General features: G+C 59.0%; 15 protein-coding genes and 1 tRNA gene. 15 read left to right on the plus strand and 1 reads right to left on the minus strand.

Going from position 1 to position 12821, the window contains the following annotated elements:
- The 14 genes from aspS to Q1V60_RS18490 all read left to right on the plus strand — a co-directional run bounded on the left by aspS (position 1) and on the right by Q1V60_RS18490 (position 11720).
- Complete coding sequence (aspS, locus tag Q1V60_RS18425; RefSeq protein WP_300633207.1) at positions 1–1776, plus strand: aspartate--tRNA ligase; 1776 nt, start codon at positions 1–3, stop codon at positions 1774–1776.
- A 134-nt stretch (positions 1777–1910) separates the two neighbouring features.
- The gene (locus Q1V60_RS18430; RefSeq protein ID WP_300633209.1) at positions 1911–2657 is read left to right on the plus strand and encodes a YebC/PmpR family DNA-binding transcriptional regulator; all 747 of its coding nucleotides are present in this window, start codon (positions 1911–1913) and stop codon (positions 2655–2657) included.
- 142 nt (positions 2658–2799) lie between these two features.
- On the plus strand, positions 2800–3324 hold the full coding sequence (gene ruvC / locus Q1V60_RS18435) for a crossover junction endodeoxyribonuclease RuvC (protein ID WP_057723842.1): 525 nt from the start codon (positions 2800–2802) through the stop codon (positions 3322–3324).
- A 67-nt stretch (positions 3325–3391) separates the two neighbouring features.
- A complete protein-coding gene (gene ruvA / locus Q1V60_RS18440) occupies positions 3392–4003 on the plus strand; it encodes a Holliday junction branch migration protein RuvA (RefSeq protein WP_025854761.1) in 612 nt (203 codons plus the stop codon).
- The gene (gene ruvB, locus Q1V60_RS18445) at positions 4004–5062 is read left to right on the plus strand and encodes a Holliday junction branch migration DNA helicase RuvB (RefSeq protein ID WP_053135842.1); all 1059 of its coding nucleotides are present in this window, start codon (positions 4004–4006) and stop codon (positions 5060–5062) included.
- A 249-nt stretch (positions 5063–5311) separates the two neighbouring features.
- The gene (gene ybgC, locus Q1V60_RS18450) at positions 5312–5767 is read left to right on the plus strand and encodes a tol-pal system-associated acyl-CoA thioesterase (RefSeq protein ID WP_003175800.1); all 456 of its coding nucleotides are present in this window, start codon (positions 5312–5314) and stop codon (positions 5765–5767) included.
- A gap of 1 nt (position 5768) precedes the next feature.
- On the plus strand, positions 5769–6464 hold the full coding sequence (gene tolQ, locus Q1V60_RS18455) for a protein TolQ (RefSeq protein ID WP_053135845.1): 696 nt from the start codon (positions 5769–5771) through the stop codon (positions 6462–6464).
- Between the two features lie 23 nt (positions 6465–6487).
- Positions 6488–6940 (plus strand): protein TolR, encoded by a 453-nt coding sequence (gene tolR, locus Q1V60_RS18460; protein WP_161793227.1) that lies wholly within the window; start codon positions 6488–6490, stop codon positions 6938–6940.
- Positions 6940–8013 carry a cell envelope integrity protein TolA gene (tolA, locus tag Q1V60_RS18465; protein WP_057723840.1) on the plus strand — a complete coding sequence of 358 codons (1074 nt, stop codon included), beginning with the start codon at positions 6940–6942 and terminating at the stop codon, positions 8011–8013. Before tolR ends, tolA begins: the two co-directional genes overlap by 1 nt.
- 17 nt (positions 8014–8030) lie before the next feature.
- Complete coding sequence (gene tolB / locus Q1V60_RS18470) at positions 8031–9311, plus strand: Tol-Pal system beta propeller repeat protein TolB (protein ID WP_057723839.1); 1281 nt, start codon at positions 8031–8033, stop codon at positions 9309–9311.
- Positions 9312–9366: 55 nt separating this feature from the next.
- Positions 9367–9867 carry a peptidoglycan-associated lipoprotein Pal gene (gene pal / locus Q1V60_RS18475; RefSeq protein WP_003193861.1) on the plus strand — a complete coding sequence of 167 codons (501 nt, stop codon included), beginning with the start codon at positions 9367–9369 and terminating at the stop codon, positions 9865–9867.
- 6 nt (positions 9868–9873) lie between these two features.
- Positions 9874–10710: a tol-pal system protein YbgF gene (ybgF, locus tag Q1V60_RS18480; protein ID WP_300633217.1), complete on the plus strand. Its 837-nt coding sequence runs from the start codon at positions 9874–9876 to the stop codon at positions 10708–10710.
- Positions 10711–10873: 163 nt separating this feature from the next.
- The gene (gene queE, locus Q1V60_RS18485) at positions 10874–11521 is read left to right on the plus strand and encodes a 7-carboxy-7-deazaguanine synthase QueE (RefSeq protein ID WP_300633219.1); all 648 of its coding nucleotides are present in this window, start codon (positions 10874–10876) and stop codon (positions 11519–11521) included.
- Positions 11522–11644: 123 nt separating this feature from the next.
- Positions 11645–11720 (plus strand) — tRNA-Lys (locus tag Q1V60_RS18490).
- Between the two features lie 208 nt (positions 11721–11928).
- On the opposite strand, the gene Q1V60_RS18495 is transcribed toward Q1V60_RS18490, so the two are convergent.
- Positions 11929–12222, minus strand: coding sequence for a hypothetical protein (locus Q1V60_RS18495; RefSeq protein WP_300633221.1), 294 nt, complete (start codon positions 12220–12222; stop codon positions 11929–11931).
- Between Q1V60_RS18495 and Q1V60_RS18500 the strand changes: the two genes are divergently transcribed.
- Complete coding sequence (locus Q1V60_RS18500) at positions 12214–12681, plus strand: SRPBCC family protein (protein WP_300633223.1); 468 nt, start codon at positions 12214–12216, stop codon at positions 12679–12681. The genes Q1V60_RS18495 and Q1V60_RS18500 overlap by 9 nt on opposite strands.
- Positions 12682–12821: the final 140 nt, after the last annotated feature.

Raw genomic sequence — 12821 nt, forward strand, 5'->3', positions numbered from 1 at the left:
ATGATGCGCAGCCACTATTGCGGCCAACTGAACGAGGCCCTGGAAGGTCAGGAAATCACCCTTTGCGGATGGGTTCACCGTCGCCGCGACCACGGCGGGGTGATCTTCCTCGATATCCGTGATCGTGACGGCCTGGCCCAGGTGGTGTTCGATCCGGACCGTGCCGAGAGCTTCGCCGCCGCCGACCGCGTGCGCAGCGAATACGTCGTGAAGATCACCGGCAAGGTGCGCCTGCGTCCGGCCGGTGCCGTGAACAAGAACATGGCCTCCGGCGGTATTGAAGTGCTGGGCTACGAGCTGGAAGTGCTGAACGAGTCGGAAACCCCGCCGTTCCCACTCAACGAATATTCCGACGTTGGCGAGGAAACCCGCCTGCGCTATCGCTTCCTGGACCTGCGTCGCCCGGAAATGGCCGAGAAGCTGCGTCTGCGTTCACGCATGACCACCAGCATCCGCCGCTTCCTCGACGAGAACGGCTTCCTCGACGTCGAAACGCCGATCCTCACCCGGGCCACTCCGGAAGGCGCGCGCGACTACCTGGTACCGAGCCGTACCCACCCCGGTTCGTTCTTCGCGCTGCCGCAATCGCCGCAATTGTTCAAGCAACTGCTGATGGTGGCCGGCTTCGACCGTTACTACCAGATCGCCAAGTGTTTCCGTGACGAAGACCTGCGTGCTGATCGCCAGCCTGAATTCACCCAGATCGACATCGAGACCAGCTTCCTCGATGAAAAAGAGATCATGGGCCTCACCGAACAAATGATCCGCAACCTGTTCAAGGAAGTGCTGGACCTGGAGTTCGGCGAATTCCCGCACATGACCTTCGAAGAGGCCATGCGTCGCTACGGTTCCGACAAGCCGGACCTGCGCAACCCGTTGGAACTGGTCGACGTGGCAGACCAACTCAAAGACGTCGACTTCAAGGTGTTCAGCGGCCCGGCCAACGACCCCAAATGCCGCATCGCTGCTCTGCGTGTGCCTGGCGGCGCGAGCATGCCGCGCAAGCAGATCGACGATTACACCAAGTTCGTCGGCATCTACGGTGCCAAAGGCCTGGCCTACATCAAGGTCAACGAGCGCGCCAACGGTGTTGACGGCCTGCAATCGCCGATCGTGAAAAACATCCCGGAAGCCAACCTGAACACGATCCTCGATCGCGTCGGTGCGGTTGATGGCGACATCGTGTTCTTCGGTGCCGACAAAGCCAAGATCGTCAGCGAAGCCCTGGGCGCGCTGCGCATCAAGCTCGGTCACGACCTGAGCCTGCTGACCTGCGAATGGGCGCCGATGTGGGTTGTCGACTTCCCGATGTTCGAAGAGAACGACGACGGCAGCTTCAGCGCCTTGCACCACCCGTTCACCGCGCCGAAGTGCTCTCCAGCCGAGCTGGAAGCCAACCCGGCCGGCGCGCTTTCCCGTGCCTACGACATGGTGCTCAACGGCACTGAGTTGGGTGGCGGTTCGATCCGTATTCACCGCAAAGAGATGCAGCAAGCGGTGTTCCGCCTGCTGGGCATCAACGAAGCGGAACAGGAAGAGAAGTTCGGCTTCCTGCTCGACGCGCTCAAATACGGTGCGCCGCCGCACGGTGGCCTGGCCTTCGGCCTGGACCGTCTGGTGATGCTGATGACCGGCGCCCAGTCGATCCGTGAAGTGATTGCGTTCCCGAAAACCCAGAGCGCCGCGGACGTCATGACCCAGGCACCGGGTGTGGTGGATGCCAAGGCACTGCGCGAATTGCACATTCGCCTGCGCGAGACGCCGAAGGCTGAGTAAGGCTGCGGCGTGAAAGCGCGATAAGGCAGTACGCAGTCAAAAAGGCGCATCTTCGGATGCGTCTTTGCGTTTAAAAGAGGGAAATCCCGCCCAGCGGGATTGATACGGTTTCTACAGAATTTCGGAGTTGTGTTATGGCTGGCCATTCCAAGTGGGCGAACATCAAGCACCGCAAAGAGCGTCAGGATGCCAAGAAAGGCAAGATCTTCACCAAGTGGATCCGCGAGCTGACCGTCGCCGCCCGTCAGGGTGGCGGCGACCCTGGCTCCAACCCGCGTCTGCGCCTGGCGCTGGACAAGGCGCTCGGCGCCAACATGAGCCGTGACATCATCGACCGCGCCGTGGCCCGTGGTGCCGGCGCCGCCGACACCGACGACATGGTCGAGTTGACCTATGAAGGCTACGGCCCAGGTGGCGTTGCGGTGATGGTCGAATGCATGACCGATAACCGCAACCGTACCGCAGCAGCGGTTCGCCATGCGTTCAGCAAGTGCGGCGGCAACCTGGGGACCGACGGTTCGGTGGCCTACCTGTTCGAGCGCAAGGGCCAGATTACCTTTGCGCCGGGCACGGATGAAGACGCGTTAATGGAAGCCGCGATGGAGGCGGATGCCGACGACGTGGTCACCAACGAAGATGGCTCCATCGACGTGTTTACCTCGTTCGCCAGCTTCTACGCGGTGCGCAACGCCCTGGAGGCCGCAGGTTTCAAGGGCACGGATGCGGAAATTGTGATGCTGCCGACCACCAGCGCCGAATTGGACCTGGACGGTGCGCAGAAGGTGTTGAAGCTGCTGGATATGCTCGAAGACCTGGACGATGTGCAGAACGTGTATTCGAACGCCGATATTCCGGAATCTGTAGCAGAGCAACTTTCTTAGTACAACGAAGACCCCCCTGTGGGAGCGGGCTTGCTCGCGAAGGCGGTGTATCAGTCAATCTACTCAGTGATTGACACTCCGCCTTCGCGAGCAAGCCCGCTTCAAAAGGGGTTATGTGTGTTCCCACTAACCCGCAGGCGTTATGACTTTAATCCTAGGTATCGACCCCGGTTCGCGCATCACCGGTTTTGGCGTGGTGCAGCACACCCCGCGTGGCTGCGTCTATGTCGCCTCGGGCTGCATCCGCACCGGCGCGGGGGAGTTGGCCGAACGCCTGCAGATCGTCTATCGCGGCGTGCGCGAAGTCATCCAGACTTACGGGCCGGTTACCATGGGCATCGAAAAAGTGTTTATGGCCAAGAATGCCGACTCGGCGCTGAAGCTCGGCCAGGCCCGTGGCGCGGCCATTGTGGCGGGGGCGGAGGAGGGCATGGAAATCGCCGAATACACCGCGACCCAGGTCAAACAGGCCGTGGTCGGCACCGGGGGCGCAAATAAAGAACAGGTGCAGATGATGGTCATGCACATGCTCAAGCTCACCTCCAAACCCCAGATCGACGCGTCCGACGCCCTGGCCATTGCCATTTGCCACGCCCACACCCGCTCCAGCCTGCTGCCTCATGGTTTGGGCGCCGCACGCAGTCGTGGCGGACGCCTGCGTCTCTGATAGCATCAGCGCAATCGAAATGTGCGGTCAGCCTTGGTCTGACCCCCACGCTTTAAGGATCTGAACCGTGATTGGACGCTTGCGCGGCACCCTGGCTGAGAAACAGCCGCCGCACCTGATTCTGGATGTAAATGGGTTGGGGTACGAGCTGGAAGTGCCCATGACCACCCTGTATCGCCTGCCGTCGGTCGGCGAGCCGCTGACGCTGCACACCCATCTGGTTGTGCGCGAAGATGCGCAATTGCTCTATGGTTTCATTGGCAAGCGCGACCGTGATTTCTTTCGCGAGCTGATTCGCCTCAATGGCGTAGGGCCCAAGCTGGCCCTGGCGTTGATGTCGAGCCTGGAAGTGGATGAACTGGTACGTGCCGTTTCAGCCCAGGACACCTCGGCCCTGACCAAGGTGCCCGGTGTCGGCAAGAAAACCGCCGAGCGCCTGCTGGTGGAACTCAAGGATCGTTTCAAGGCCTGGGAAGTGGTGCCGAGCATGTTCGCCCTGGTACCGAACCAGCCGGATATGCCGGCAGGCCAGGTCGCCAGTGCCGAAAGCGATGCCGTCAGCGCGTTGATCTCCCTGGGCTACAAGCCGCAGGAGGCCAGCAAAGCGGTGTCGGCGATCAAGGACAAGAACCTGAGCAGCGAAGACATGATCCGCCGAGCCCTGAAGGGAATGATTTAAGTGATAGAAGCTGATCGTCTGATCGCGGCCACCGGCCCGCGCGACCGTGAAGAAGTCCAGGACCGCGCTATCCGCCCCCTGAGCCTGGCCGACTACATCGGCCAGCCCACCGTGCGCGAGCAGATGGAGCTGTTCATCCAGGCCGCGCGCGGGCGCAGCGAGTCGCTGGACCACACGCTGATCTTCGGCCCGCCGGGGCTGGGTAAAACCACTCTGGCCAACATCATCGCCCAGGAAATGGGCGTGTCGATCAAGTCCACGTCCGGCCCGGTGCTGGAGCGCCCCGGCGACCTGGCCGCATTGCTGACCAATCTCGAACCTCACGATGTGCTGTTTATCGATGAGATCCACCGACTGTCGCCGATCGTCGAGGAAGTGCTGTACCCGGCGATGGAGGACTTCCAGCTCGACATCATGATCGGCGAAGGCCCGGCGGCCCGTTCCATCAAACTCGACCTGCCACCGTTCACCCTGGTAGGCGCCACCACGCGTGCCGGCATGCTGACCAACCCGCTGCGAGACCGTTTCGGGATTGTTCAACGTCTGGAGTTCTATAGCACGGCAGACCTTGCGACTATCGTCAGCCGTTCGGCGAACATCCTCGGCTTGCCGCTGGACCCGGAAGGCGCGTTCGAAATCGCCCGCCGCGCCCGCGGTACACCACGGATCGCCAACCGTTTGCTGCGCCGCGTGCGCGATTTTGCCGAAGTGCGGGCCAAGGGGCACATCACCAAGGCTGTCGCGGACCTGGCCTTGAACCTGCTGGATGTGGACGAGCATGGTTTCGATCACCAGGATCGGCGTCTGCTCTTGACCATGATCGAGAAATTTGACGGTGGCCCGGTGGGCGTGGACAGCCTTGCCGCCGCCATCAGTGAAGAGCGTCATACCATTGAGGACGTGCTCGAACCCTATCTGATCCAGCAGGGCTACATCATGCGCACGCCACGGGGCAGGGTAGTGACGCGCCATGCTTATTTGCACTTTGGGCTAAATATTCCGTCACGATTGGGAGAGATGCCCGTGGTAGACGAATTCCTCGATGCAGTGGACGATTAAAAAGTCTCTAGGAGCGAGCTTGCTCGCGAAAACCGCCAACGGCAACGCAGTGTGTCTGGTTGTACGCGGCGCGCTCAGGTGCTTCGCGAGCAAGCTCGCTCCTACAGGGTATTTGCCAGTTGGGGTGATTTATCCGAGCTTTGTGCTGTCCCAGTGTTTGGCGTCGTCATTTGAGTCACTGAAGAAAATTCAGGAATGAAAAAACAGTTGTCCAGCCGGATTGGCAACCTGAGGAGTAAGCACTAGAGTATGCGCGCGCAAAACGGGGATCAGTCGTTCGCACATCGCTGTCGCGTTTATTACGAGGACACTGATGCCGGCGGCATCGTTTATTACGTCAATTACCTGAAATTCATGGAACGGGCTCGAACCGAGCGGCTACGGGAACTGGGCTTTGCCCAATCCACGCTGGCAGGGGAGGACCTGTTATTCGTCGTGCATTCCAGCGAGGCGCGTTACCACGCACCGGCGCGACTGGACGATGAACTGCTGGTCAGCGCTGAAGTCATCGAATTGAACCGTGCCAGCCTGCGATTCAAACAGCAGGTCAGGCGGGCTACGGATGCAACGCTGCTCTGTGAGGGGCAGTTCCTGGTGGCATGTGTTCGCACCAACAGTTTGAAACCTCGGGCCATTCCCGAAACTCTACGTGCGGCCTTTGCCGCCGTGAGCGGCGCGGGTAAACAATCAAAGCAGGAGATTTAGCGTGGAACCTACCGTCGTCGACCATTCCTCGATGTGGAGCCTGGTCAGCAATGCCAGTGTCGTGGTGCAACTGGTCATGCTGACCCTGGTAGCCGCATCGGTTACCTCTTGGGTCATGATTTTTCAGCGCAGCAACCTGCTGCGCGCCGGTCGACGCGCCCTGGAGAGCTTCGAGGAGCGCTTCTGGTCGGGTATCGACCTGTCCAAGCTGTATCGTCAGGCCGGCAGCAACCCGGACCCGGATTCGGGCGTCGAGCAAATCTTCCGCGCCGGTTTCAAGGAATTCTCACGTCTGCGTCAGCAGCCGGGTGTTGACCCGGAAGCCGTGATGGAAGGCGTGGCCCGAGCCATGCGCGTGGCCATCTCCCGCGAGGAAGAAAAGCTGGAACAGAGCTTGCCGTTTCTGGCGACCGTGGGTTCCGTCAGCCCCTACATCGGCCTGTTCGGTACCGTATGGGGCATCATGAACTCCTTCCGTGGTCTGGCCCAGGCTCAGCAAGCGACCCTGGCCACCGTGGCCCCAGGTATTGCCGAAGCCCTGATCGCCACCGCGATCGGCCTGTTCGCCGCTATCCCCGCAGTAATCGCCTACAACCGTTTTGCCGCCACCAGCGAAACGTTGATCAGCCGTTACTACACCTTCGCCGATGAATTCCAGGCGATCCTGCACCGTAAAGTGCACACCAGCGAAGAATAAGCAGGTAATTCCCAATGGCTTTAATCGCTCGAGCTCGCAAAAAGCGCAAGCCGGTCGCCGAGATGAACGTAGTGCCCTACATCGACGTGATGCTGGTGCTGCTGGTGATCTTCATGGTGACCGCGCCGATGCTCAACCAGGGCGTGAAGGTTGATCTGCCCAAGGTTTCCAGTGAAGCCTTGCCGCAAGACAACAACACTCAGGTCCTGACCATTTCGATCAAGGCTGACAAGACCTACTACTGGAACCTTGGCAGCGAAGTCGACACGCAGAAGCAGCAGGACAAGGCCCTGACCTTGCCGGCAATGACTGACGCGGTGACCAAGATCATTCGCTCCGGCAACGAAGGCGGCAAGCACACCCAGGTGTTCATTCGCGGTGACAAGTCGGTCGACTACGGCTCCGTCATGGGCGCCATGGGCGGGCTGCAGAAGGCCGGCGTCGGTAACGTTGGCTTGATTACCGAGGCGCCCTGATGCAGCAACAGCGAGAGCCGTCCGCCTCGGAAAGCTATTTCTGGCCTGGCGTGTGGGCAATTGCCCTGCACATCCTGGTGTTTGGCATGCTGTTCGTCAGCTTTGCCATGACCCCGGACCTGCCGCCAGCCAAGCCGATCGTGCAGGCGACCCTGTATCAGCTGAAATCGAAAAGTCAGGCCACCACCCAGACCAATCAGAAGATTGCGGGTGAGGCCCAGAAGTCGGCTGCGCGCCAGACCGAAGTCGAGCAGATGGAACAGAAGAAGGTCGAGCAGGAAGCGGTGAAGGCTGCTGCGGAACAAAAGAAAGAAGAGGCGGCTCAAAAGGCCGAGGAATCGAAAAAGGCTGACGAAGCGAAGAAAGCCGACGAGGCGAAAAAGGCTGATGAAGCCAAGAAGTCCGAGAAAGCTGCCGAAGCTAAAAAGGCTGAAGAGAAACAATTGGCTGATATAGCCAAGAAGAAATCTGAAGAAGAAGCCAAGAAAGCTGCTGAAGAAGAGGCCAAGAAAAAGGCCGCTGAAGAAGCCAAGAAAAAGATCGTCGAAGACGCGAAGAAGAAAGCCGCCGAAGACGCCAAGAAAAAAGCTGAAGCAGACGAGGCGAAGAAGAAAGTCGCCGACGACGCGAAGAAGAAAGCTGCCGCCGACGCCTCCAAGAAAAAGGCCCAGGAAGCAGCACGTAAATCCGCCGAAGAGAAAAAGGCTCAGGCCCTGGCAGATTTGCTTTCCGATACGCCTCAGCGTCAGCAAGCCTTGGCCGATGAGCGTGGCGATGAAGTCGCGGGCAGTTTCGATGACCTGATCCGGGCTCGGGCAGCGGAAGGCTGGACACGTCCACCTTCGGCGCGTAAAGGCATGACAGTAGTGCTGCAGATCGGCATGTTGCCGGACGGTACGGTGACTTCGGTCAGCGTGGCCAAGTCCAGTGGTGACGGTTCGTTCGACAGTTCGGCGGTCGCCGCAGTCAAGAATATTGGCCGGTTGACCGAGATGCAGGGAATGAAACCAAGCGACTTCGCTCCCTATCGTTCATTCAAGATGACATTCACACCTGAGGATCTAGCCTTGTGAGAAACCTTCTTCGAGGAATGCTTGTCGTTATTTGCTGTATGGCAGGGATAGCGGCGGCGGATGAAAAGAACATCCTGGTTACCAGCGGCAGCGATCGGGCCACCCCGATCGCAGTAGTACCGTTCGGTTGGCAGGGCGGCAGTGTGCTGCCGGACGACATGGCCCAGATCGTCAGCGACGACCTGCGCAACTCCGGCTATTACGCGCCGATTCCTAAAGGCAACATGATCAGCCAGCCCAACCAGGCCAGCGAAGTCGTGTTCCGTGACTGGAAAGCGGTGGGTGCGCAGTACCTGATGGTCGGCAACATCACGCCGGCCGGCGGTCGCCTGCAAATCACCTACACCTTGTTCAACGTGGCCACTGAGCAGCAGGTCCTGACCGGCAATGTCTCCGGCACCGCCGAACAACTGCGTGACATGGCCCACTACATTTCGGACCAGTCGTTTGAAAAACTCACCGGTATCAAGGGTGCGTTCTCCACACGCATGCTGTACGTCACCGCTGAGCGTTTCTCCGTAGACAACACGCGTTACACCCTGCAGCGCTCCGACTATGACGGCGCGCGCGCCGTGACCCTGCTGCAATCGCGCGAACCAATTCTGTCGCCGCGCTTCGCGCCGGACGGCAAGCGTATCGCCTACGTGTCGTTCGAGCAGAAGCGTCCGCGTATCTTCGTCCAGCACATTGATACCGGCCGTCGTGAGCAGATCACCAACTTTGAAGGCCTCAACGGTGCGCCAGCCTGGTCGCCGGATGGTTCGCGCCTGGCATTCGTACTGTCCAAGGACGGTAATCCGGATATCTACGTGATGAACATGGCTTCGCGCCAGCTCACTCGCGTGACCAGCGGCCCGGGCATCAACACCGAACCGTTCTGGGGTAAGGATGGCTCGACCATCTACTTCACCTCCGACCGAGGCGGCAAGCCACAAATCTACAAAGCCAGCGTGGGTGGTGGTGGCGCGGAACGCGTGACCTTTATCGGTAACTACAACGCCAACCCCAAGCTTTCGGCCGATGAAAAGACGTTGGTGATGATTCACCGTCAGGATGGTTTCACTAATTTCCGGGTTGCGGCCCAGGATTTGCAGCGCGGAACCGTGAAAATCCTTACAGATACCAACCTTGATGAGTCAGCTACTGTTGCGCCCAACGGCACCATGGTAATCTACGCCACCCGCCAGCAGGGCCGGGGAGTCTTGATGCTCGTGTCCATTAATGGACGCGTAAGGCTCCCGCTTCCTACCGCACAAGGCGAAGTCAGAGAACCGTCCTGGTCCCCTTACCTGAACTGACGCGGCGCTACAAAAAGAAGTACTTAACACACTGGGGTTCATTAGGAGTTTCACGATGGAAATGCTGAAGTTTGGTAAGTTTGCTGCTCTGGCTCTGGCTCTGTCCGTAGCCGTTGGTTGCTCCTCTAAAGGCGGCGACAATGCCGGTGAAGGCGCAGCTGTTGATCCAAACGCTGGTTACGGCGCTAACACTGGTGCAGTCGACGGCTCCCTGAGCGAAGAAGCTGCTCTGCGCGCGATCACCACTTTCTACTTCGAATACGACAGTTCGGACCTGAAGCCAGAAGCCATGCGCGCTCTGGACGTTCACGCCAAGGACCTGAAAGCTAACGGCGCTCGCGTTGTTCTGGAAGGTAACACTGACGCCCGTGGTACTCGTGAGTACAACATGGCTCTGGGCGAGCGTCGTGCGAAAGCCGTTCAGCGCTACCTGGTACTGCAAGGTGTTGCTCCAGGCCAACTGGAACTGGTTTCCTACGGTAAAGAGCGTCCAGTTGCAACTGGCAACGACGAACAGTCGTGGGCTCAGAACCGTCGCGTCGAACTGCGTAAGTAATTCGTCATGCGAACGTGCCGTCGTGCTCTAACTGTATTGGCTCTCAGCCTCGCACCGTTTACGGTGTGGGCTGCGGTTCCTGTAACGGATAACAACTCTGGCTATAACAATAGCGGCAGCAGTTATCCGCCAGCGGGTTATGGCACGAACGGCGCCTATGCTGGGGGAGCGGCTACGGCCGCGCCCTCGGCACAGGGCGAGCTGTTCAACCAGCTGCAACGCATGCAGGATCAATTGGCCCAGCAACAAGGCGCTATTGAAGTTCTGCAGAATCAAGTGAACCAGCTTAAGCAAGAGGGCCTGGAGCGTTACCAGGATCTTGATCGACGTATTGGAGCCGGTGTTGCACCTGCCGCTACTCCTGATAATTCTTCTGCCGGTGGCGCGCCCAGTGCCGCCGCCGGTGGCGCAGCAGCGGGGGCCACGGCAGCCAGCCAGGCCCCGGCCGCCAGCAGTGAACCGGGTGATCCGGCGAAGGAAAAACTGTATTACGATGCAGCCTTCGACCTGATCAAGGCCAAGGATTTCGATAAGGCCAGCCAGGCGTTTACCGCTTTCCTGCGTAAGTACCCCAACAGCCAATACGCGGGCAATGCCCAGTACTGGTTGGGTGAGGTCAACCTGGCAAAGGGTGATTTACAGGGGGCAGGCCAGGCGTTTGCCAAGGTCAGCCAGCTGTATCCCAAGCACGCCAAGGTGCCGGACTCGCTTTACAAGCTTGCCGACGTAGAACGCCGCCTGGGTCATGCCGACAAGGTTAAAGGCATTCTGCAGCAGGTGGTCGCCCAGTATCCGGGTACTTCTGCTGCTCAGTTGGCCCAGCGGGATCTGCAACGCTTGTAGGCCACGCAGCCCGTTTAGAAGAAACCCGCGCCTGGCGCGGGTTTTTTCGTTAGAATCCACGCCCTTTTATGAACACGCTTCCTCGGGTTGACGCGTTGGCGCAATCCCATGAAGTGCCTGACGGAGGCGGACAGCCTGTTTAGCTGTTACGCCCGTGGCGACTATGCAAGACACACTACGTATTACCGAAGTTTTTTACTCGTTGCAGGGTGAAACGCGCACTGCTGGCCTGCCCACCGTATTTGTAAGGTTGACCGGCTGTCCGTTGCGTTGCCAGTACTGCGACAGCGCCTACGCCTTCAGCGGCGGCACCGTGCGCACCCTCGACGACATTCTGGAACAGGTTGCCGGCTACCGGCCGCGCTACGTCTGCGTGACAGGCGGCGAGCCACTGGCGCAACCCAATGCCATCCCGTTGCTCAAGCAGTTGTGTGACGCCGGCTACGAAGTCTCGCTGGAAACCAGTGGCGCCCTGGACATCTCTGCGGTCGACCCGCGAGTCAGTCGAGTGGTCGACCTCAAGACCCCCGATTCCAAGGAAGCCCACCGCAATCGCTACGAGAACATGGACTTGCTGACGGCCAACGATCAGGTCAAGTTCGTTATCTGTTCCCGTGACGACTATGACTGGGCGACTTCCAAGCTGATCCAGTATGGCTTGGAGCGACGTGCGGGCGAGGTGCTGTTCTCACCCAGCCATCACGACCTGAATGCCCGTGAACTGGCGGATTGGGTAGTAGCGGACAACCTGCCGGTGCGCCTGCAATTGCAGTTGCACAAATACCTGTGGAATGACGAGCCGGGCCGCTGATTCGGCTGCTGCGAGAGGCGTTCTACCCACCCAATTACAGTTCAAACGCGTTTTTTCTGATTTATTTCAAATAAGGTGTTGAATAGTCCTTAGAAATCAGTATTATACGCGCCACCACACAGCGGGTCGTTAGCTCAGTTGGTAGAGCAGTTGGCTTTTAACCAATTGGTCGTAGGTTCGAATCCCACACGACCCACCATTTTTGGCGGTTTAGAAAATCCGGAAGGCCCACGTAAGTGAGGATTTCCGGGTTTTTTTTTGCCTGTCATTTAGCCTGTCCAAACCGGCGCGCATTGCGCCGTGATCCGATTGATCTTGTTGGTCAGTTGATACTCCTCTTTCTCTTCCCCTTTCCCCGCAGTCCATCCTTGCTCCTGCTTCTCACTGCCCGCCCACCAGCAACTTAGCTAGGCTTGATGCGCACCGTGCGCCGCGAGGCGTACTTGATAGGCTACAGCGATGCGTTCTATTTGTTCTGCGGGCGCATTGGCATTGCCGGCAGGCACAGAAGCGGTTGCACACCGCTCGCGACGTCCAATGGCTACAACCTTTCCAAGGTGGGTGACGAAGCGCAGTACCTGAAGGTGTTTCGCATGGCTGGTCACGATTTCCAGAGGGGCGCGGTGACACAATGGCAGCAGCGCCTGTCGGCGATTGATCGATTTCATCCAAGCAAGAAAAGGAGTTGTTTCATGCAACATTTTGAACCCGATACCCTGGTGCGCAACCCCGTGGGCAACCCTGTGGTCGCCAGCGTCATCGTCAACGGTGATGCGCGCAGCGTGTGGGATATCGTGGGTGACTTTTCCGGTTTCGCGAAGTTTATTCCGGCCTTGTCTCATATCGAAATGACGGGAGAGGGCGTGCGCTCGGTACGCAAGAAGTTGTTCAAGGACGGCAATGTGGTGATCGAGCAACTCAATAGCTATGACGACGAAGGCATGACCATGACCTGGTCGCTGATTTACACCTCGCTGAACATCGGCAACCTGTGGGCCGTCATGCAAGTGGTGCCGCAAGGCGCCAGCCAAAGCCTGGCGACCTGGACCATCATTGGTCAGCCTTACACCGGCGGCCCGGATGACGTGCCGGCGTTCGAGGCCTTTCTGCAAGGGTTTGCCGATGAGGCGATGAGCAACGTCCAGAAGCTATTTGCCTGACGCCCTATATGTGCAGCCCTGTGAGTACCTTGAATAGCGGTATTCGCGGGGCTTAACTGCACCGGCCTTCCCCCCCGAATAATGCCTGCGCAATACCAGATTAGGCTTTTGAATCCATTCGATATTCTGTAGCCTTGCGC

Origin of the sequence: Pseudomonas sp., assembly GCF_030147005.1 — a bacterium.
Taxonomy (GTDB): Bacteria; Pseudomonadota; Gammaproteobacteria; order Pseudomonadales; family Pseudomonadaceae; genus Aquipseudomonas.

What these genes read in the sequence shown, in the direction of transcription:
- aspS (WP_300633207.1), top strand. Translation starts at nt 1, where the DNA reads ATGATGCGCAGCCACTATTGCGGCCAACTGAACGAGGCCCTGGAAGGT.
- Q1V60_RS18430 (WP_300633209.1), top strand. Translation starts at nt 1,911, where the DNA reads ATGGCTGGCCATTCCAAGTGGGCGAACATCAAGCACCGCAAAGAGCGT.
- ruvC (WP_057723842.1), top strand. Translation starts at nt 2,800, where the DNA reads ATGACTTTAATCCTAGGTATCGACCCCGGTTCGCGCATCACCGGTTTT.
- ybgC (WP_003175800.1), top strand. Translation starts at nt 5,312, where the DNA reads ATGCGCGCGCAAAACGGGGATCAGTCGTTCGCACATCGCTGTCGCGTT.
- tolA (WP_057723840.1), top strand. Translation starts at nt 6,940, where the DNA reads ATGCAGCAACAGCGAGAGCCGTCCGCCTCGGAAAGCTATTTCTGGCCT.
- tolB (WP_057723839.1), top strand. Translation starts at nt 8,031, where the DNA reads ATGCTTGTCGTTATTTGCTGTATGGCAGGGATAGCGGCGGCGGATGAA.
- pal (WP_003193861.1), top strand. Translation starts at nt 9,367, where the DNA reads ATGGAAATGCTGAAGTTTGGTAAGTTTGCTGCTCTGGCTCTGGCTCTG.
- ybgF (WP_300633217.1), top strand. Translation starts at nt 9,874, where the DNA reads ATGCGAACGTGCCGTCGTGCTCTAACTGTATTGGCTCTCAGCCTCGCA.
- queE (WP_300633219.1), top strand. Translation starts at nt 10,874, where the DNA reads ATGCAAGACACACTACGTATTACCGAAGTTTTTTACTCGTTGCAGGGT.
- Q1V60_RS18500 (WP_300633223.1), top strand. Translation starts at nt 12,214, where the DNA reads ATGCAACATTTTGAACCCGATACCCTGGTGCGCAACCCCGTGGGCAAC.
- Q1V60_RS18495 (WP_300633221.1), bottom strand. Translation starts at nt 12,222, where the DNA reads ATGTTGCATGAAACAACTCCTTTTCTTGCTTGGATGAAATCGATCAAT.